Below are 19,976 nucleotides of genomic sequence, written 5' to 3' on the forward strand. Positions count from 1 at the left end.
TCTTCTGTCCCAAAATGTGCTGAAAAACTGAATAAATTCATATCTAATTGTTTGATTACTACAAATATACAAAAGTTATGATAAATTACGGATATTCATTACAATTTAGATTCAATGCAAAAATTTTAATTCTGAAAATGCTTTAGAAAACTATTTCAATAATTTCAAACCAAATAGCCGATGTTACAAACCCAGCAATAATGCTTACCCCAATAATAAGATTGGTAAGTTTGGTATTCAGCCTAAACTGTTCTGCTATAATGCTAGAAGTAACCACCGTTGGCATTGCTGCTTCAAATACAGATATTTTTGCCACATTCCCTTTTATATTGAACAAAAGAGCCAATGCCAATACAATTGCCGGAGCCAAAATGAGTTTATAAAGCATAGAAAAAGACATCTGAGGAATGAGTTTTTTCCAACCATTAAATTTCAACTGTAATCCTACAGAAAATAAGGCCAAAGGACTTACTGTTGCAGCAAGCTTATCGAAAAACGGTTCTGCAGAAGAAAAATCTATAAATTGTGATAATCCGAGTGCAAAAACACATCCCAAAAGCGGCGGAAAAGTAATAAGTCTCTTTAAAATAAATTTTGCACTTACCTTACCCGATTTGCTGCCTCCTTTAACCGCAGCTATAATTCCTAATGTTGACAATGCCAAAAACATGGTCTGATCACAAATAATGGCAATACTTAAAAGACTTTCTCCATAAAATGCCGAAATAAGCGGAAAACCTATGAAAGATGTATTGCTGTATCCACTTGCCAGTTCCAGCGTACTTCTTGATCTTCGGGAATATCCTTTATACTTGCTGTAAAACATCATTATAAAAAAACAGCATACCGCTACTAAGATTGTGGAAAGTATAGGAAAAAGCATTTCTGCAGACCACTTAACTTTGGGTAAATATTTAAATGAAACCGCAGGGAGAGCAATATAGAGAATCCAGGTGTTGATGCCTTTGTGGGCATCCGGATGAATAGACTTTGTTTGTTTAAAGATCATCCCTGCCAAAATACACACTGCAATTAAAACAAAATTCACCATGATTATAAAAAAATATCTGCAAAGTTACGCTTGATTTTAAAAACCTGACAGTTTTACGGGACTTTTTTATCCTTCCAAATTAAATGTTCTGAAATTGAGAATATAAATTTCTAATTAAAAAAAACTTTATCTTTGCGACTATGATTTTACGAGGAGAAAACTTAATAAAAGAATACGGTCCCAAAAAAGTAGTGAAAGGAGTTTCTGTGCAGGTACAGCAAGGAGAAATTGTTGGTTTGCTGGGACCGAACGGTGCAGGGAAAACCACTTCATTTTATATGATTGTAGGGTTGGTAAAACCTACTTCCGGAAAAATTTTTCTCGACAAACAGGAAATTACTTCAGATGCTATGTATCGCCGTGCTCAGAAAGGCATCGGTTATCTTGCTCAGGAAGCTTCAGTTTTCCGAAAACTTTCGGTTGAAGATAATATATTAGGCGTTCTTCAGCTAACCAAACTTTCCAAAAGAGAGCAGCAGATAAAATGTGATGAACTTATTGAAGAGTTTTCTTTACAGCACGTTCGTAAAAACAGAGGAGATTTGCTTTCTGGAGGAGAAAGACGTAGAACAGAAATTGCACGATGTTTGGCGACAGACCCAAGTTTTATCCTTTTAGATGAACCTTTTGCGGGAGTAGACCCAATTGCCGTAGAAGACATCCAAAAAATTGTGCGGAGTTTAACCGATAAAAACATCGGAATTCTCATTACCGACCACAACGTTCAGCAAACTTTAGCCATTACCAACAAAACGTATATTATGTTTGAAGGTAAAATTCTGAAAGAAGGACTTCCTGAAGATCTTGCAAACGATCCGCAGGTAAGAGAAGCCTATTTAGGGGAAAACTTTGTCTATCAAAGTATTTTCGATAAGCCAAGTAAAAAAAGCTATGCTTATAATATTTGGGCAGGAAATTTTGATTCTAAAAATAAATTTCAGGATTTTGTAAAAGAAAATTTTGCACAGTTTGATGATTTAAGATTAATGCATGGTTTTGAAGACATCAGTTTTGCATCATTATCCAATTCAGAAATAGAGCATATTTTCAATGAAATTATAGATAAAAATGCTTACAATTCTTTTGTATTTCAGAAGAAAGAAATCAATTCTACATATTCTTTAGAACAGGCAGAATCAGATTCAAAAGCTGCAAGTACATCTGAACTGGCTTATGCAACAACCTATATTTTTGAAGTATAAATTAAATTTCAAAATAAATTCATTTACTGTTGAATTTTGTTGAAATTAAATAAAAACTAAAGTACCATTTCCTTACAGAACGGTACTTTTTTCATTTAAAACCAAAGCATCCTTTTTGCCAAGAATATGAATGACCATTATCTTAAAAAAATAGACCGGATAACCACAATTCTTACTCAGCTGCAATCTAAACCGATTGTAAGAGCCCAAGATTTGGCAGAAAAATTCGAAGTAAGCATAAGAACCATTTACCGTGATATAAAAACGCTCGAAAATGCAGGAATCCCCATTATTGGAGAAGCCGGAAACGGATATTCTTTGATGGACGGATACAAATTACCTCCCGTAATGTTTACAAAAGATGAGGTTTTGAGCTTTATTACCGCAGAAAAACTGATGCAGCATTTTTCACATGAAAGTTTGGGAGCTCACTACAAAACAGCCATGGAAAAGTTGCGTTCTGTTTTAAAATATTCGGATAAGAAGCTGCTGGAAAATATTGAAAAACAAATTGATATTTACAATCATTATCCAAAAACGGAAGATTACATCAAAAATATCATTCCCACCATTTTGCAAAGTATTGCAGAAAAAGTTCAGATATGTATAGATTATAAAACGGTAGATGAAAAAATTTCTACAAGAACAATTGAGGTAGTGGGTGTTTTCTTCGAGTTCAATTATTGGTATCTTATTGCATATTGTACTTTGAGAAACGATTTCAGGCAGTTTCGAGTGGACAGAATTTTAAAACTGAACAAAACTCAAAATCCTTTTTTACAGGAATACGGACAAATAAACGACTACCGTAAAAATCCTAACGGAAACAAAACTGTCGTAAAGCTTTTGGTTGAAAAAAAGATAATGCCTCACTTGGGAAATTCAAAAATTTATTACGGGTTAACCGAAGAAAAAGAAACTGACAACGGAATTGAATTAACCTTCGAAACAGAATGGATTTCTGAAGGATTTCCACGCTGGTTGATAACTTTTACAGATTACGCCAAAATTATTGAACCTGAATCTTTGAAAACAACCATGAAAGAACTCATTGAAAAGATTTCTAAAAACCTCAGCCAATATTCATAAAAACTCCATATTTATTGCAAATCCTTTCAGATAAAACAGAAGTAACCTGAAAAATTTTGCAATAGATATGGAGCAGTATTTTTAATTTGATTTTACAAATGTTGATTTAAAACATCTGCATTTTATCAATTTTAAAATCTTTCCCAAAAGAAAGGCGGCACAATTCCTAAAGACCGTAAGTAAGTATATCCTTGTGCACGGTGATGAATTTCGTTATCTATAAAATAAAGGATGTTCTGATAAACCGGAAATTCATACTGTCCAAATAAATTGAATGTTTCCTGAAATTTTTCTTCCGAAATCTGATTAAAATAATGGTTGATAACTTCAGTTTCAGCGTCCCATCTTGCAAGAATTTCTTCTTTGGTTTTAGGCTGAAATACTTCTTCCGAAAATTCAGTAATCTGTTGTTCTACGATTCCTTTTAATGCCGGTCCGGCAATACTGATTAACTCCACTACCATGGTAGAAAACGGTCTCATTCCCTGTACAGAAAATTCAAACAATTCTTTTTCGGGAAATACTTCTATAACTCTTCTGGTAAGATTTCTGTGACCTTGCCAATGTTCTAATAATTGGTCGGCAGAAATAAACTGTTTTGCTGTTGTTGTCATAATTTTTTTAGATTTTTTTGTTAATTCTAATGCAAAGATAATGGCAGGATATGACAACAGTTTGTCAGCAGAAACTTAATATATAATTTTTTTAAAATATTTATAAAATAAAATTGAAAACTCTGCGTTATACCACTAATGAAGAAGAATTCAGACTAAAATATGTTGAGGTAGATAAATAATTTTGAAACTGACCGGTTTTTCTATTGAAAACCGGTCTTTTTATGGAGAAATGGTATCCCAAAGACTCATCACCTCTATTTTTTCTAAAGGAACTGAAAGTTTGATTTTTTTAGCAGTTTCGGGCAACAGATCAAAAAAATTATCGCTGAAATGGGTATTTCCTATCAGGTAAATATCTTTAGCAAAAACATCTGTGGAAACTTCAATTTCGGTTGCGGAGATTTTCCTGATCTTAATATTAGGTTTTAAAAGTTTTAAATCTTTTGGTTTTGCAAAGAAATGAAGGTTTTGCGCAATTATTTGCTGATTTTTATCTTTTAGAATCAAATTCAGAAAAGCATTATTTTTATGATCGTCCGAGATTATATTTTCAATTTCGATAGGATCAAACCTGATGATTTCATCTAATATTTTACCATCAGGAACGGTTGTAATTTCATTTATAATTTTTCCGTTAAAGTCAATCACCTGTATTTCAATAAAAACATCTTCAAATTTTTTAGGCTCATCATTAACTCCGTAAAAATTTAAAATTCCGTCTTTTTCTTCTGTAAAAATCACCTGATTTTCAAAACTTCTTTTTACCTGATAATGCAGAGCTTTCCAGTTCCCCAAATAATCAATCGAAGACCACGAAACCACCGGCCAACAATCATTCAACTGCCAATATAAAGTTCCCATATTATATGGTTTTGAACGACGGTGAGCTTCTATGGCAATCTGCATTCCCCGAGCCTGCAGAAGCTGAGAAACATAATTATATTTTACAAAATCTTTAGGAACAAAATAATCCCTTTGCATATATTTTTCTATGATTTCCCAACCTTTTGCGTGTTTTTCGTGTGCTTTAACAGTTCCGTTCTGTAAACGCAGTTCCGGTTCGCCAGAAAACATAAATTTTATGGTTTCTAAGCTCGGCATTCCCTGAAAGCCATATTCTGAAGCGAATCTGGGAACTTTTTCATTGGATATTTCAAACGGCTGTTCGCCCCACCAAACGCCCCAGTAATGAGAATCTCCTTCCGTTAAACTTTCTTTATGACCCCAACCGATGGATGGCGAACTTTCCCAATAGATTTGCTTATCATGTATTGCAAATTCTTGAATTGCATTAGGAATTACCTCATGAAAAAGCTTTTTATAGTCTTTCCAGACCTGCAGAGAATCTTCTTTTGAATAGTTGAACTGTTTCTGATAACCCCAGTTTACAATAGCCTCATCAATTTCGTTATTACCGCACCACAAGGCAATAGATGGGTGATTTTGAAGCCTTTGAACCTGATCTTTCACTTCCGCTTTCACATTTTGGAGAAAATTTTCGTCTGCCGGATAAAAACTTCCTGCAAACATAAAATCCTGCCATACCAAAATTCCGTTTTCGTCACAGGCTTTGTAGAACTCATCATCTTCATAAATTCCTCCGCCCCAAACCCGAATCATATTCATATGAGCCTCTTTACAGGCTTTGATGAGCTGATGGTATTTTTCTTTGGTCATTCTCGGTGAAAAGCTGTCGCCGGGAATCCAGTTTGCTCCTTTTGCATACAACGGTTTACCGTTTACTTTAAAATAAAAAGATTTTCCTTTTCCGTCTTTTTCCTGAATGAGCTCTATCGTCTTTAAACCGATTGTTTCTGTTTTTTCTGCCAGAATTTTCGAATCTTTTTTTAACGAAACCTTAATATGATATACATTGGGATTGCCCCAACCGTTGGGTTGCCAAAGTTTTGGATTTTCGATAGTGAAAGGAATCTGTATTGCATTTTTTCCTTTTCTTAAATGAACAGTATTGGTTTTATTGTTAAAAGCCAGAAAATATTGCCCCTCTTTATCAGCAAAAATTTCGGTAAAAATATTTAACTCTGCTTTTTGTTCTGTTACATTTTTTTGCTCAATTTTTATATTTTCAAGCTGGGCATTGTTCCAGAATTCTAGCTTTACCTCTTTCCAGATTCCTGCAGTTACCAATCTTGGTCCCCAATCCCAGCCAAACTGATACTGTGCTTTTCTTACAAAACTTCTTGGTGATTCCGGCATTGTGAAAGCGACTTTTTTTGCCAGTTCTTTGCCTACATTCACCGAAGATTTGAATTTTATCTTTAAAATATTCTCACCGCTTTTCAGATATTGCTTTACCGGAATTTTCCAAGTTCTGAACATATTATCAGTAACCTGAAAGAGTTTTCCATTCAGATAAATTTCCGAAAAAGTATCCAATCCGTTAAAAACAAGTTCTATATTTTGGTTATTTAATTCGGTTGAAGAAATTTTGAATTTTGTCTGATACCACCAGTCTTCATTTTCAACCCACTGAACTTTTTTCTCGTTTTCGTCTTTAAAAGGATCCGGGATGATTTTGTTTTTCATCAAATCCAAATGTACCGTTCCGGGAACATTGGCAGGCAGCCATTTGTTTTCTTTGGCACTTTTAAACTGCCATTTTTCCGAAGATAAATTTCGCTCCGAAGTCTGAGCAAAAACCAAAATTTGAATGAGAAAAAAAGGTAAAAAAAAGTATTTCTTCATTACATGAGTTTACTTGACTTTAAAGATTCAATTTCAGCTTTTTAATTTCTTCAGCATTGGCAAAAAACTCGTAAGAAAGTACCGCAGAGGAATGAAAATAACTACCTTTTGTAAAACTTCTGAGCTCCGAAATATTGTTGGAACGTACGCCGCCGCCTATTAAAATTTTAATCTGATCCTTATAATTTTCAACCAGTTTTTTTAGATTTTCTTTTCCCTCAAGAGCAGAATTTTCGCCTCCGGAAGTAAGAATTTCTTTAAAACCCAGATTAATTAATTTTTCTGTAGACTCAAAAATATCGGGAGTTCTATCTATCGCTCTGTGAAATACACATGGTTTACCGTTGGCTAAATCTAGTAAAATTTTATTTTTTTCAACATCAATTTCCTGATTTTCATTTAAAATTCCAAAAACAAAACCATCTGCATTGGCCTTAGAAAATTGCAGAATACTTTTTTGCATTTGTTGGAATTCTGAATCAGAATAAAGAAAATTTCCGCCAACAGGAAGAATCATCACATGAATGGGTTTTGAATATTTTTCTTTCAGATACCTCAATTCTTCATAATCGGGAGTAATGCCTCCGGAGTTGATGTCTGCACAAAATTCTATTCGGTCTGCAACAGAATTTAGGGCAATTTCGGCAGAAGTAATGTCGAATGTGGCAATTTCTAAAAACATAATAAGTCTAAGGTTTGAAGTTTTGTATTTGAATTTTTTTAAAAAATTATTTCAGGGCAAATTCCGGTTTTTCCAGACGATTTCCTTTTTGGTCGTACACCGCAAAATTAAATCCGTCCTGAATACAATAGGCGCCGTATTCTCCTTTTTTATTGAGAGCAATAAAACCCACCTGTATATCCTTCAAATTTTTATTTCTGCTTTTGGTGATTTTTACAATTCTTTCCACTGCTTCTTTACAAGCCTGTTGAGGATTTTTACCCTGCCTCATTAATTCTACAACGAGGTGCGTTCCTACCATCCTGATCACTTCTTCGCCATGTCCCGTTGCTGTTGCGGCACCTACCTCATTATCTACAAACAAACCTGCACCTATAATTGGGGAATCACCTACCCTTCCGTGCATTTTGAACGCCATTCCGCTTGTGGTACACGCTCCGGAAAGATTTCCTTTTTCATCAAGGGCAATCATTCCTATGGTATCATGATTTTCTATATTAACGATGGGTTTATACTTACTTTCTTTCAGCCAGTCTTTCCATTCTTTTTCTGATTCAGGCGTTAATAAATTTTGCTTTTTAAAACCCTGAGAAACAGCAAACTGTAAAGCACCGTCACCTACGAGCATTACATGAGGAGTTTTTTCCATCACTGCTCTTGCTACAGAAATCGGGTTTTTAATATCTTCTAAACAGGCTACAGAACCTATATTATAATTTTCATCCATAATGCACGCGTCCAGCGTTACTCTTCCGTCTCTGTCTGGTCTGCCACCATAGCCCACACTTCTTTCATTGGGATCATCTTCTACCACACGAACTCCTTTTTCAACAGCATCTAAGGCTCTACCGCCCTTTGCAAGAATTTTCCAGGCTTCTTCGTTAGCTTTCAAACCAAAATTCCATGTGGAGATTACAATGGGTTTATTGGTAACTGTTGGTTTACTTTCAGAAGTTTCTTTAGCTATTAAATCTAAAGGATTTATCAGCAATGCGGAAGATAATATACCCGTTGTTTTTAAAAATTTTCTTCTTGAATTCATACATAATGAGTTTGAAAATTTAATTTGCTCCAATTTCATCTACAAAAAGCCAGGCTTTTGAGTCTGCTCCCGGATTTCCTGCGGGAATAATCCCTGCATTTTCTATTTTCAGTTTTAAATATTTTGAGCTTTGATTTCCTACATTTATTTTAATTTTTCCTTTTGCGGAAAGAATCTGGTCTTTTCCGATTTCTTTAATGGCTTTAAAATTTTTTCCGTCATCAGAAATATAAACTGTAGCAGATTTTGCCAGATGAATCCAGCTTCCTTTATTATCTAAAGTATTGAAATATACTTCCGAAAACTGAGTTTTTTCACCGAAATCAATTGTGGCAACCACATCTTTCCCTTGAAATCCCAGCCAAGTTTTTCCCAACTGTTTTTGGTTACCCATAATGCCATCAACCAAAGTAAATGCTCCACCAAAAGAATAGTTTTCGCTAGGCTGATCTTCTAAGGTTATTTTTTTACCTGTAGTTTTCGAAGTTATAAAATCCTGTGAAGAAACCGCACTTTTCAGTTCATTATTTTCGAAATAAGCTGACTGAATCACCATTGATTTTAAAACCGGAATTGCACTTTTGTATGTTTGGGAATGTGCAGTTGGAATGCTTCCGTCTACAGTAAAATGAATTCCTTCCGGATTTTGCGAAGTGGAAAGTTCATAAGCAATACCATTTTGGCTCGGAACTACCTTTCCGTTGATATTGTAAATACTTCTGGCATAATTTACTCCCATTTTATCTAGAATTTTAAAATGACTGATGGCTCTATTTTCAAATTCTTTGTAATTTTCGGGTTTTGAAGTTCCCCAAGCTACTTCTGAAAGGGCGAATAATCTTGGAAAAATCATGTATTGAACCTGCTTAAAATCTGTTATATATTCTGTCCACAAATTTGCCTGAACCCCTAAAATGTATTTAGACTGCACTTTCGTAAGTTCTTCAGGAATAGGATTGTAAGAATAAACTTTATCCAAAGGCGTAAAACCGCCGAAAGCATTCGGTTCTGTTTGAGGATCTCCCTGATAATGATCAAAATAACAATAAGCACCGGGCGTCATCACGGCAAAATGATTTGATTTTGCTGCTTCTACACCGCCTTTAATGCCCGTCCAGCTCATTACGGCAGCATTGGGAGCTAGTCCGCCTTCAAGAATTTCATCCCAACCGATAATTTTTCTGCCTTTAGAATTCAGATATTTTTCTATTCTTTGGATGAAATAACTTTGTAAACCATGTTCGTCTTTCAGATTATTCTTTTTGATTAAATCCTGACAAAAAGCAGATTCTTTCCAACGAGTTTTAGGGCATTCATCACCACCAATGTGAATATACTGAGAAGGAAAAAGTGCCATCACTTCATCCAAAACATTTTCTAAAAACTTAAAAGTATCGTCTTCAGGACAAAAAACATCATCAAAAACACCCCATTTTGTAGCTACATCAAAAGGACCTTTTGTGCAAGCCAATTCCGGATATGCTGCAAGTGCTGCTAATGCATGACCCGGCATTTCAATCTCAGGAACAATGGTGATATGCCTTTCTTTTGCATATTTTACTACTTCTTTAATCTGCTCCTGAGTATAAAAATATGGTCCGTAAGGTTTCCCGTCAAAAGTATTATCTACGTAGGAACCTATCATCGATTCTTTCCGTTTTGAGCCAATTTGGGTAAGCTTGGGGTACTTTTTTATTTCGATTCTCCAACCCTGATCGTCAGTTAAATGCCAGTGAAAAGTGTTCAACTTATACATTGCTAAATAATCGATGTATTGCTTTACTTCTTCTACTGTAAAAAAATGACGACAAACATCAAGATGCATTCCGCGCCATGCGAATTTGGGTGAATCTTGGATTTCGAGAGCAGGAATTTTTCCTTCTTTTGAAGTTTCTATTAATTGTAAAAGAGTTTGAATGCCTTGAAAAAGACCTTCAGAGTCTTTTCCAATAACCATAATCATTTCATCGCTAATATTTAAAATGTAATTTGAATTAAACTCTCGCTTATAATCAATTTTTAAATCTTTATTTAAAAGTAGAGAAATAAAATTTGGTTTTACTTTTTTTATGTTTTTAGATAAATCTTTTGGGTAGATTTTCTTAAATTTATTAATAAAGTATTTGTATTCATTAGATTTTTTGTCGCCTACGAAAAGTGTATTCTCATTTATCTCAAAATTCCCCGATTTAAATTCAACTTTTTGCGGATAAGGAATTAAATTCAATTGGGTTTGGGAAAAGAAAAATTCCGAAAATAATATCGAAAATAGAAGTAAAAAACGCTGCATTTCTGAATTTTGTTTGAGTTTAGCGAATATAATTCTTTTCTGAGGATTAATATCACTCCTTTTAACGAAATAAAAAGCCGAAAAATCTGAAGATTTTCGGCTTGAATTTATGCTTTAAAAACACTTAGAATTGCATTTCAGGAATTTCACCCTCAATAATTAAATCTGCTTCCGTAGATTGAACGATATGTTCTACAGAAACTCCTGGAGCTCTTTCCACAAGCTTAAATCCGGCAGGTGTAATGTCTAAAACAGCCAATTCTGTTACTACTCTTTTCACACAGTTTACCCCCGTTAAAGGAAGTGTACATTTTTTAAGGATTTTGCTTTCTCCAGCTTTATTTACGTGCATCATTGCCACGATAATATTTTCGGCAGAAGCCACCAAATCCATTGCACCACCCATTCCTTTTACCATTTTCCCGGGGATTTTCCAGTTGGCGATATCTCCATTTTCTGAAACTTCCATAGCTCCAAGAATCGTTAAATCTACTTTCTGACTTCTAATCATCCCGAAACTGAATGCCGAATCGAAAAACGAACCGCCCGGAAGAATCGTAATGGTCTGTTTTCCGGCATTGATGATGTCTGCATCTTCTTCTCCTTCAAAAGGAAACGGCCCCATACCCAAAACACCGTTCTCACTCTGAAATTCTACAGAAAGATTGTCTGGAACGTAGTTGGCAACTAATGTGGGAATTCCTATGCCTAAATTTACGTAATACCCATCTTTTACTTCTCTGGAAATACGTTTTGCTATATCTTCTTTACTTAACATTTTGCTTAATTTGAAAATTTGTTGATGTAATAATTTGAAAAATCTATTTCTGATTTACTGTGAAAATCAAAAAAAACTCAATTCTTAACAACGGCTTACAGATTTTTAACTGAAAACAGTTTTAGTTTGCTTTCTTTCTCACTGTTCGCTGCTCTATTCTTTTTTCAAATTTTTCTCCCTGGAAAATTCTTTGAACCATAATTCCCGGAATATGAATCTGGTTAGGATCTAATTCGCCTGGTTCTACCAATTCTTCAACTTCTGCAATGGTGATTTTTCCTGCTCCAGCCATAGGATGATTGAAGTTTCTTGCAGAACCTTTGAAAATTAAATTCCCGGCATGGTCTCCCTTCCAGGCTTTTACAATAGAATAATCTGCTTCGTAAGCATGCTCCAAAATGTGAGGTTTTCCTTTGAAATCTTTTACTTCCTTCCCTTCTGCCACTTCAGTTCCGAAACCTGCAGGAGTATAAAAGGCAGGAATTCCGGCTTGAGCCGCTCTGCATTTTTCTGCTAAAGTTCCTTGTGGGGTTAATTCGACCTCTAATTCTCCGGAAAGCATCTGTCTTTCGAATTCGGCATTTTCTCCTACATACGATGAAATCATCTTCTTAATTTGCTTTTTTTGAAGCAACAGCCCTAAACCGAAATCATCAACTCCTGCGTTATTTGATATACAGGTAAGGTCTTTTACATCGCTCTCCACCAAAGCATTAATAGAATTTTCGGGAATCCCGCAAAGTCCGAAACCACCTAACATGAGTGTCATTCCGTCTTTAATTCCTTCGATAGCTTCTTGGGCATTTTTTACTCTTTTATCGATCATTTTAAGTATACAATTTGAAGGTCTTAAATTAGTATTTTTCTTTTAAACTGAAAAAATAAAGATTTTAAAAATTTTGCTATTCTCTCTCTCTCATGAAATTTTTGGCTGAAATAATATGGTACGAGAATGTTTCTGCGTGAGCGATGGTAGTGGAAATCCTTTAAAAATTCGGAGGCAAAGCCGCCGAATTTTTAAAGATTGTAGCGGACGTAGCGACCCGGGCACAGGAAAAAGGCAAGGCGAGGGACACGCCCAAATTATAATCTGAAAGAAATCTCTTAGAATATTCAACGTTATTTTTTCAAATTATTGAGGAAAGGAAATTCTCTGAAAAATATTTTATAAAGTATTGGCAGTCATAAAAATTTGTTTTATTTTTGCAATCTGTTATTCAACCTCTGACGAAGAACGTGTAAGTTGCTTAGCTTTAACATTTTATTTTATTAATAATGGATTTATTAAAGTACGTACAAGACAAGTACATCGCTAAGAAAGAATTCCCAGAATTCAAAGCGGGAGACACAATTACTGTGTATTACGAAATTAAAGAAGGACAAAAAACAAGAACTCAGTTCTTCAAAGGAACAGTTATCCAATTGAGAGGTACTGGTTCTACAAAAACTTTCACAATCAGAAAAATGTCTGGTGATGTGGGTGTAGAAAGAGTTTTCCCTATCAACATGCCTGCTTTACAGAAAATTGAAGTAGACAGAAGAGGTAAAGTTAGAAGATCTAGAATCTACTACTTCAGAGACCTTAGAGGTAAAAAAGCGAGAATTAAAGACGTTCCTTACAAGAAATAATTCAGACAACAACACATACGAAAAGAGACTTTCTAATTTTAGAGAGTCTCTTTTTATTTACTGAATATTCTTAATTACGTATTGTATTAATGTATTATTTATAGTGTAAGAAAATTCCGTAATCTGATGGCGTCCAAAAAGCTGCTTTTTGGCCGGAAGCTTTTAAGGCATTATTCGCCCAAGTATTACAGGTGTTCAGAAAACTATATTTTCCTTTGGCATCATAAAAAGCATCATTATCTCCATAAACGGCTTTAGTAGGGATAAACTGATACGAACCGTTAGAATCTTTATCGAATTTAGCATCAACAAAATTCACTAATTTTTTATATTGATTTCTGCTAATCAAAATTTTTTTACAATCTTCCGCTTCTGTCATTTTTTGATAATAAGAACAATGCATAGCCGATTCGCTTAACCAAAAAGCAGCTTTAAAGGCTGTTGAAAATTTAAGATCTGCCCAAGTAGGAGTATCGAGGTAAAAACCTTTGTCGCCCCACCCAATTCCTATAAAATGATAATCTGTTTTTTTAGATTTTGTATCCGAAAAAGGTACTTTTGCACTCCAGTCTTGTATATCATTCTTTACCGGCATTACAATATCTGTATGTACTCCGTTTGTATAGATATAAATTGGAATTTCCTTTATTTCTCCATCATCTTTTGCCGAAATTTCTATAAACGGAAGCAAGTAGCCCAAAAGTGCATAAATTAAAACAGTTCCTACAATACAGCCGAGTATTTTCAACAGAACAACCAGAATAGATTTAATACTTATTTTTCTCATTTTATGTAAACAAAAATTAATTCAATTTTTTGCTAAAAGTATTTATTTTAATTGAAAAATATATTAAATTTAGCTATCAAATAATCACAAATATGCCGAAAAAAATCAAAATCTCAGAAAAGATTTAAAATTAGAGTAAAAACTGCACCTAAAAGATCGCAGAAAAAACGCTAATCATAAAAATTCTTCTTTAACTGAACTTATTTTTTCCAACTCAATATTTGGAATACATACATCTTCTCTCCAATTTCTTGAAATTCTAATTTCCAATTTCATTATTTTATAGAGTTAGAGAAAAAATTCCCCAATATTTTGCACCCATAAAATTAGCATACTTTTTGCCCAGTATCCTGAGAATTTATTTAATCTTTCATGGATCATTCGATTATTACTTTTTTAAGCATCGTTTTACTGATACTTGGTATTTTAGGAACGTTTTTGCCCATTTTACCGGGATTGGTTCTTAGTCTTGCCGGACTTCTCATTTATAAATACGGAACCGATGCAGATCTTTCTATGATTTATATTTGGGCATTTGTAATTCTAACTCTTGCTTCTGTAGTTTTGAATTATGTTATCCCAGCCAAAACCACTAAAAAATATGGCGGAACCCGTTGGGGAAGCATAGGTTCTGTAATTGGTACAATTGTAGGAATGTTTTTGCCAATTCCGCTGGGGTTTTTAGTTGGAATGTTTGCCGGAGTCTTCATAGGAGAATTGTTGCATGACAGCAAAGACTTTACGAAAGCTTGGAAATCTACAAAAGGTGCTTTCATTGGTTTTATTTACGGAACCGGATTCAGTTTTGTAGTTGGTGTGGCAATGTTTTTAGTTGTAGTTTTGAATGTTATTAATGTAATATAAAATGTTTTACAAAAATTTTCTTCTGAGTTTGGGAATTTTAAGTTTATTCAACTGTCAATCTCAAAAAATAAAAACCGATGTCACAACCGAAAAAGCAGAAATTCATAAAAAAAATAGTGATGAAATAATCTACTTTAAAGAAGGTGAAAACAAATTTCTTAAAGATTACCAAATGAATGTAACTTTTAAAGGAATTGCGGAAGACAGCCGTTGTCCTAAAGATGTGCAATGTATTTGGAGCGGTGTTGCCGTTGCACAAATTGAAGTTATGGGAACTACAACCAGACCAATGATTTTACAGATTTCCAGCATTGATAACCCGGATAGAAACTATCATAAAACTGTAAATTTCAATGGTTATGATATCAGTTTGGCAGATGTAACGCCCTATCCCGAATCATCAAAGAAAAAAAATGCTTTAAAAAGCAATTACAGCATAGGAATTATCATTAAAAAAGCAGGAGAAAATATTACCACGAAATAGCTTTCTCTCCTTTTGAAACCAAATAATCATTAATTTTAGAAAAAGGCTTGCTTCCATAAAAACCTCTGTAAACCGAAAACGGAGAAGGATGTGCAGACTTTATAATAAGATGTTTAGCCGGATTAATCAGTTCGGCTTTTTTTTGTGCAAAAGCTCCCCATAAAACAAAAACTACATTTTCTTTTTTATCTGAAATTTCCTTAATAATAAAATCTGTAAATTTTTCCCATCCCAAGTCTTTGTGGGAATTGGGTGAATGAGCACGTACAGTAAGCGTTGCATTGAGCATTAAAACACCCTGTTTTCCCCAGTCATCGAGCTCTTTTGAATTTCGCTCAATTCCCAGATCATCTTTCAGTTCGGTAAAAATATTTTTGAGAGAAGGCGGTGCTGCAACCTGTTCGGAAACCGAAAAACACAAACCATTAGCCTGAAAATCATTATGATAAGGATCCTGACCAATAATAACCACTTTCACCTCTTCAAAAGGTGTTATTTCTAAGGCTCTGAAAATTTGTTTTTTAGGTGGGAAAACTTGTGTGGTAGCGTATTCCTGCTTCACTTTTTCCCAAAGCTGCTCAAAATAAGGGGTATTTTTTATCGGTGCTAAAACGTCGGTCCAAGTCATAGTATGAATTTGAAAATTTGAGAATGAGTTAATTTGATCATTTATTTAAACGTTGTAATTAATTTTTAATTCAAACGTAACTGACATTGTATTTCTAATTTTTTTATAAAACATCTCACTTTTAAAACTCCTTTCCCTCTTCCAAAACGAATCCATTTTTGAAAAGACTTTGAATTTTCGATGAATTTTGATGAAGGATGAGTCTTTCGGTTTCGAGTTTCATAAGCCAAATTTAATTAAATGATTTGAAATCTGGAGTACAATTTCAAATTCTCAAATTATTTCATTTTCAAAATAATTATCTTTGCAGAGTGTATATAGATAACGAAGACTTAGACGAGCTTGAGTTTCCGCAGCTGCTTGCGGAAATCGCTCCATTTGCATATTCTCCGAAAACCAGAGAAAAAATTCTTCAGCTTCGCCCAATGAATATTGATGAGGCCGAAATTTCATTAAAAAAGACCTCAGAATATCTTTCAAGTTTTGAAAGTTCTAATGCAATTCCTTTCGACGAATACGAAGATATTGAGAACGAACTGAAACTGATGCTGATAGAAAACTACCGGCTAGAAAACTCAGCATTTATTAAAATAAAAATCCTAACGGAGCAGATAGGAAAACTGCAGAAATTTTTCCCTACAATGCCCGAAACGTTCCCAAGCTTAATTCAGGATGTTTCTGTATTGGAATTCAAAAAAGAAATTATTGATAAAATAGACAAAGTTTTTAACCGTTTTGGCGAAGTAAAAAGTGAAGCATCCCCTATTTTAAAAGGTTTAAGAGCAGAAATTCAGCACGCCAAAAAAGCAATTACAGAAAATTTTAACCGTGCTCTGTTTAATTACGGACAAAGTGAATTTCTGGACGACATCCGCGAAACAATAATTGATGACCAGAGAGTTTTAGCCGTGAAATCGGGATTCAAAAAAAGAGTACCGGGAAGGGTTTTAGGTCTTTCTAAAACCGGCTCAATTACTTATATACAGCCGGAAAGTGTCATAAAACACTACTTTAAGCTTAAAGAAAGTGAAGACGAAGAAAAAAAGGAAATTGATAAGATTTTAAGACAGCTCACAGCAGAACTTGCTGAGTTTCAGCCTCAGCTTTGGAGATATCAGAAATATATTTTCGATCTCGATTTAAGCAGGGCTAAGGCAAAATTTGCAGGACTCATCAACGGAGTTTTACCTAAAATCAACAGACATAAAACTTTACGGTTAAAAGATGCGTTTCATCCTTTATTATTTTTAAGAAATAAAGCAGAAAACAAAACTATACATCCGCAGTCGCTTACTTTCACAGAGCACAACAGGATTATCTGTATTTCTGGTCCGAATGCGGGAGGGAAATCTATCACTCTGAAAACTGTTGGACTTCTTCAATTGATGATTCAGAGCGGAATTTTAGTTCCCGTTCATCCAAAATCCGAAATGTTTTTCTTCAGTAAAATCATGACAGATATTGGTGATAATCAGTCTATTGAAAACCACCTTTCCACGTACTCTTCCCGTCTGAAAAAAATGGGCGGAATCATTCGTGAAGCAGATGCAGATACCCTTTTGCTGATTGATGAATTTGGAACAGGTTCCGATCCCGAGCTCGGCGGAGCTTTAGCCGAAAGTTTTCTTGAATTTTTCTACGATAAAAAAAGTTTTGCCATCATTACCACCCATTATACTAATATAAAACTGGTGGTAGAACAGCTTCCGAACGCTCAAAATGCAGCCATGCTTTTTAATGAAGAAACTCTGGAGCCGATGTATAAACTTGAAGTAGGACAAGCCGGAAGCTCGTTTACTTTTGAAGTCGCCGAGAAGAATAAAATCCCGAGATTCATCATTCATTCTGCCAAGAAAAAAGTAGAGCACGATATTGTTAATTTAGATAAAACGATTGTAAAACTTCAGCAGGAAAAATATGAAGTTGAAAAACTGAAAACCGATCTTGCCGAAAGAAAAGAATCCGTGGAAGATAAGCGTGATAATCTGCAGAAACTCAATGAGCAGCTTCAGCAGAAATTATTCAATTTCCAGAAATTATACGAAGATGAGCACAGAAAACTTCAGTTCGGAAACAAAATTGAATCTTTTATAGACAGCTATGTGAAAGGTAAATCTAGAAAAGATGTGGTGAAAGATTTTGTGAAAATTCTGGAGCAGGAGAAATTCAGAAAAATTGGTGCAGATAAAGATGAATCTAAAAGGCTTCAGGTGGTTAAAAGAAAAATTACCCAACAGCTGAAAAAAGAAGAAGTGATCGAAAAAATCACCGAAACTAACGAAAAAATAGAAGAAAAGCGTAAAACCGACCGTGCTGTATGGATGAAAGTAGGGCAAAGGGTAAGAATTACGGGAAGCACGAGTGTGGGAACCATTGAGAAGATTTCCAGAAATAAAGTGATCGTGAATTATGGAACATTTAAAACTACGATTGATGGAGATGAGCTGGAGAGAATCTAGTTCGATTGATTTGGAGTTTTTGTTTCCATTTGGTTACAAAGATATGACTACTGATATTTTTAAATAAGAGATTCGGAAGAATTACAATATTATTATCACAAAAAAAATAATTAATTATATCTTTGAGCTACAAAAATATTCCTTTAAACAATGAAATTTTTTAATAAAGCATTTTTTTTATCTGTATTCATTTTTTGTTCATGTTTAATATTTGCACAAAACAAAGTACCTTTTGGTGTGGTAAAAGCAGAGGAAGGATATGCAATGGTACGTGTTCATAAAGAAGATTACCGAAAAATTGTTGATAAAATAAGAATGCGTAAAGGTGATGTTTTTGTTTATGTAAAACCCGCTCCCGGAGAAACAGATTGGATTTGGATTAAATATCCCGAAAAAGAAGAAATTCCTAAACCGTTCGTACGATACGACAGTCTTACCAAAGAAGGAATGGTAAACAAAGAAAGAATTGCTTATGTAGATCAGCTTCCAAAATTTACGCCTTCTAAATCTAAAAATGGAAAATCGCTTATTTTTACTGACGATACCAACCAAAAAACTCCAACAAACGAGCGTACAAAAGTCATTATAGATATTTATCCTTCCAATGCAAGTTACAGGAAACAGGAGAAAGATTCTGAAGGAAATATTATTAAAATTGATAAAGTAAAAACATGGGGAATAGGTAAAGAACTCCCGGAAGGTCTTACCGAAATAAAATCTATCCGAGTGCAGCAACCCGGAAGAGGTTCTGTTTTTGTAAGAGAAGCCATAAAAAACATGTTTCAGCCCACTATGGATTTTGATAAAGTAGGCGTTTCATCTATCGACAAAGATCATATTTTTCTTTATATGATAAACGGATCTGGAGAACACAGATATACCACTCTTTGGACAATTAAAGAAGGAAAAGTAATCAGTCAGATTATTTTTAGCAATCCAGAATAATTCTATTTTTTTACCTTTGCAAAAGAATACCTTAGATGGTTTTCGAAAAAATGGTTTTGCTTAACCGCAAATGAAAAGGGAATCGTGTGAAAATCACGAGCTGTCGCGCAACTGTTAGTAACTATAATCTTTATCATAAACCACTGTACAAAATATGGGAAGGAGATATATGAGAGTTACAAGCCAGGAGACCTGCCAATTTTTCGTTTTAAAATAAAAACTTTCGCGATTGAAGTTTTTAGATTGACAGCAGCTTAAAGATTTTACAATCTTCCAAGTTCTTTCTGTTGGTTTAAATGCTTTTTCGCTTTTAAATTGAATATGTAAAATGACAACAGAAGAAAGAATTAAAGCTTCCGAAACAAGAATTTTCAAAGCCGTTTTCCCAAGCACCACCAATCATTACGATACTCTTTTCGGAGGAACAGCGATGCAGCTTATGGATGAAGTAGCATTTATATCCGCAACAAGATTCGCCAGAAAACGCGTTGTAACAGTAAGTAGCGATAAAATTGATTTTAAAAAGCCAATTCCCGCAGGAACCATTATAGAACTTATTGGCAAAGTTTCTTATGTAGGCAGAACCAGTATGAAAGTAAATGTTGAGATTTACACCGAGCAAATGTATTCTTACGAAAGAGAAAGGGCAATTGTAGGAGATTTCACGTTTGTAGCCATTGATGAGCACAAAAAACCGATACAGATATTATAATATCTTGATAA

At 34.3% G+C, this 19,976-nt stretch carries 17 protein-coding genes, 1 pseudogene and 1 riboswitch; of the genes and pseudogenes, 8 read left to right on the forward strand and 10 right to left on the reverse strand.

What is annotated here, in order from left to right; genetic code table 11:
• Window positions 1-142 precede the first annotated feature (142 nt).
• Complete coding sequence (locus IV513_RS06110) at window positions 143-1,051, reverse strand: AEC family transporter (RefSeq protein WP_209389723.1); 909 nt, start codon at window positions 1,049-1,051, stop codon at window positions 143-145.
• A gap of 140 nt (window positions 1,052-1,191) precedes the next feature.
• On the opposite strand from IV513_RS06110, the pseudogene lptB reads away from it, so the two are divergent.
• Both lptB and IV513_RS06120 read left to right on the forward strand, forming a co-directional pair.
• Window positions 1,192-1,917: pseudogene (gene lptB / locus IV513_RS06115) on the forward strand (LPS export ABC transporter ATP-binding protein); the annotation flags it as partial.
• Between the two features lie 462 nt (window positions 1,918-2,379).
• Window positions 2,380-3,342 (forward strand): YafY family protein, encoded by a 963-nt coding sequence (locus IV513_RS06120; RefSeq protein ID WP_209389725.1) that lies wholly within the window; start codon window positions 2,380-2,382, stop codon window positions 3,340-3,342.
• 131 nt (window positions 3,343-3,473) lie between these two features.
• Here the strand turns inward: IV513_RS06120 and IV513_RS06125 are convergent, their stop codons facing one another.
• From IV513_RS06125 to IV513_RS06155, 7 genes are all read right to left on the reverse strand, one after another.
• The gene (locus IV513_RS06125) at window positions 3,474-3,956 is read right to left on the reverse strand and encodes a DinB family protein (RefSeq protein WP_209389726.1); all 483 of its coding nucleotides are present in this window, start codon (window positions 3,954-3,956) and stop codon (window positions 3,474-3,476) included.
• 222 nt (window positions 3,957-4,178) lie between these two features.
• Window positions 4,179-6,665 (reverse strand): glycoside hydrolase family 2 protein, encoded by a 2,487-nt coding sequence (locus tag IV513_RS06130; protein WP_209389727.1) that lies wholly within the window; start codon window positions 6,663-6,665, stop codon window positions 4,179-4,181.
• Window positions 6,666-6,684: 19 nt separating this feature from the next.
• A complete protein-coding gene (locus IV513_RS06135; RefSeq protein ID WP_245168875.1) occupies window positions 6,685-7,347 on the reverse strand; it encodes a copper homeostasis protein CutC in 663 nt (220 codons plus the stop codon).
• A 46-nt stretch (window positions 7,348-7,393) separates the two neighbouring features.
• Entirely contained in the window at window positions 7,394-8,389 is a 996-nt protein-coding gene (locus IV513_RS06140; protein WP_209389728.1) for an isoaspartyl peptidase/L-asparaginase family protein, read from the reverse strand.
• 19 nt (window positions 8,390-8,408) lie between these two features.
• Window positions 8,409-10,679, reverse strand: coding sequence for a family 20 glycosylhydrolase (locus IV513_RS06145; RefSeq protein WP_209389729.1), 2,271 nt, complete (start codon window positions 10,677-10,679; stop codon window positions 8,409-8,411).
• A gap of 124 nt (window positions 10,680-10,803) precedes the next feature.
• Entirely contained in the window at window positions 10,804-11,457 is a 654-nt protein-coding gene (locus IV513_RS06150; RefSeq protein ID WP_209389730.1) for a CoA transferase subunit B, read from the reverse strand.
• 121 nt (window positions 11,458-11,578) lie between these two features.
• Complete coding sequence (locus IV513_RS06155) at window positions 11,579-12,283, reverse strand: CoA transferase subunit A (RefSeq protein ID WP_209389731.1); 705 nt, start codon at window positions 12,281-12,283, stop codon at window positions 11,579-11,581.
• 449 nt (window positions 12,284-12,732) lie between these two features.
• Here IV513_RS06155 and rplS point away from each other — a divergent pair, with 449 nt between their 5' ends.
• A complete protein-coding gene (rplS, locus tag IV513_RS06160; protein WP_089742977.1) occupies window positions 12,733-13,086 on the forward strand; it encodes a 50S ribosomal protein L19 in 354 nt (117 codons plus the stop codon).
• A gap of 94 nt (window positions 13,087-13,180) precedes the next feature.
• Here the strand turns inward: rplS and IV513_RS06165 are convergent, their stop codons facing one another.
• A complete protein-coding gene (locus IV513_RS06165) occupies window positions 13,181-13,873 on the reverse strand; it encodes a TIGR02117 family protein (RefSeq protein WP_245168876.1) in 693 nt (230 codons plus the stop codon).
• A 372-nt stretch (window positions 13,874-14,245) separates the two neighbouring features.
• On the opposite strand from IV513_RS06165, the gene IV513_RS06170 reads away from it, so the two are divergent.
• The gene (locus tag IV513_RS06170) at window positions 14,246-14,737 is read left to right on the forward strand and encodes a DUF456 domain-containing protein (protein WP_209389732.1); all 492 of its coding nucleotides are present in this window, start codon (window positions 14,246-14,248) and stop codon (window positions 14,735-14,737) included.
• Window position 14,738: 1 nt separating this feature from the next.
• Window positions 14,739-15,221 carry a hypothetical protein gene (locus IV513_RS06175; protein ID WP_209389733.1) on the forward strand — a complete coding sequence of 161 codons (483 nt, stop codon included), beginning with the start codon at window positions 14,739-14,741 and terminating at the stop codon, window positions 15,219-15,221.
• On the opposite strand, the gene IV513_RS06180 is transcribed toward IV513_RS06175, so the two are convergent.
• Window positions 15,208-15,849 (reverse strand): uracil-DNA glycosylase, encoded by a 642-nt coding sequence (locus tag IV513_RS06180; protein WP_209389734.1) that lies wholly within the window; start codon window positions 15,847-15,849, stop codon window positions 15,208-15,210. The two genes, IV513_RS06175 and IV513_RS06180, sit on opposite strands and share 14 nt — an antisense overlap.
• Window positions 15,850-16,160: 311 nt before the next feature.
• Here IV513_RS06180 and IV513_RS06185 point away from each other — a divergent pair, with 311 nt between their 5' ends.
• From IV513_RS06185 to IV513_RS06195, 3 genes are all read left to right on the forward strand, one after another.
• Window positions 16,161-18,308 (forward strand): DNA mismatch repair protein MutS, encoded by a 2,148-nt coding sequence (locus tag IV513_RS06185; protein WP_209389735.1) that lies wholly within the window; start codon window positions 16,161-16,163, stop codon window positions 18,306-18,308.
• Between the two features lie 150 nt (window positions 18,309-18,458).
• Window positions 18,459-19,253, forward strand: coding sequence for a hypothetical protein (locus IV513_RS06190; protein ID WP_209389736.1), 795 nt, complete (start codon window positions 18,459-18,461; stop codon window positions 19,251-19,253).
• A 34-nt stretch (window positions 19,254-19,287) separates the two neighbouring features.
• A riboswitch (cobalamin riboswitch) is annotated at window positions 19,288-19,468 on the forward strand.
• Between the two features lie 113 nt (window positions 19,469-19,581).
• On the forward strand, window positions 19,582-19,965 hold the full coding sequence (locus IV513_RS06195; RefSeq protein ID WP_209389737.1) for an acyl-CoA thioesterase: 384 nt from the start codon (window positions 19,582-19,584) through the stop codon (window positions 19,963-19,965).
• Window positions 19,966-19,976 lie beyond the last annotated feature (11 nt).

It is taken from the genome of Chryseobacterium sp. RR2-3-20 (assembly GCF_017808115.1).
Taxonomy (GTDB): domain Bacteria; phylum Bacteroidota; class Bacteroidia; order Flavobacteriales; family Weeksellaceae; genus Chryseobacterium; species Chryseobacterium oryzae.

Coding starts and splice junctions, on each gene's coding strand:
- rplS (WP_089742977.1), top strand. CDS start 12,733: ATGGATTTATTAAAGTACGTACAAGACAAGTACATCGCTAAGAAAGAA.
- IV513_RS06165 (WP_245168876.1), bottom strand. CDS start 13,873: ATGAGAAAAATAAGTATTAAATCTATTCTGGTTGTTCTGTTGAAAATA.
- IV513_RS06145 (WP_209389729.1), bottom strand. CDS start 10,679: ATGCAGCGTTTTTTACTTCTATTTTCGATATTATTTTCGGAATTTTTC.
- IV513_RS06110 (WP_209389723.1), bottom strand. CDS start 1,051: ATGGTGAATTTTGTTTTAATTGCAGTGTGTATTTTGGCAGGGATGATC.
- IV513_RS06195 (WP_209389737.1), top strand. CDS start 19,582: ATGACAACAGAAGAAAGAATTAAAGCTTCCGAAACAAGAATTTTCAAA.
- IV513_RS06150 (WP_209389730.1), bottom strand. CDS start 11,457: ATGTTAAGTAAAGAAGATATAGCAAAACGTATTTCCAGAGAAGTAAAA.
- IV513_RS06155 (WP_209389731.1), bottom strand. CDS start 12,283: ATGATCGATAAAAGAGTAAAAAATGCCCAAGAAGCTATCGAAGGAATT.
- IV513_RS06190 (WP_209389736.1), top strand. CDS start 18,459: ATGAAATTTTTTAATAAAGCATTTTTTTTATCTGTATTCATTTTTTGT.
- IV513_RS06140 (WP_209389728.1), bottom strand. CDS start 8,389: ATGAATTCAAGAAGAAAATTTTTAAAAACAACGGGTATATTATCTTCC.
- IV513_RS06175 (WP_209389733.1), top strand. CDS start 14,739: ATGTTTTACAAAAATTTTCTTCTGAGTTTGGGAATTTTAAGTTTATTC.
- IV513_RS06170 (WP_209389732.1), top strand. CDS start 14,246: ATGGATCATTCGATTATTACTTTTTTAAGCATCGTTTTACTGATACTT.
- IV513_RS06130 (WP_209389727.1), bottom strand. CDS start 6,665: ATGAAGAAATACTTTTTTTTACCTTTTTTTCTCATTCAAATTTTGGTT.
- IV513_RS06125 (WP_209389726.1), bottom strand. CDS start 3,956: ATGACAACAACAGCAAAACAGTTTATTTCTGCCGACCAATTATTAGAA.
- IV513_RS06180 (WP_209389734.1), bottom strand. CDS start 15,849: ATGACTTGGACCGACGTTTTAGCACCGATAAAAAATACCCCTTATTTT.
- IV513_RS06120 (WP_209389725.1), top strand. CDS start 2,380: ATGAATGACCATTATCTTAAAAAAATAGACCGGATAACCACAATTCTT.
- IV513_RS06135 (WP_245168875.1), bottom strand. CDS start 7,347: ATGTTTTTAGAAATTGCCACATTCGACATTACTTCTGCCGAAATTGCC.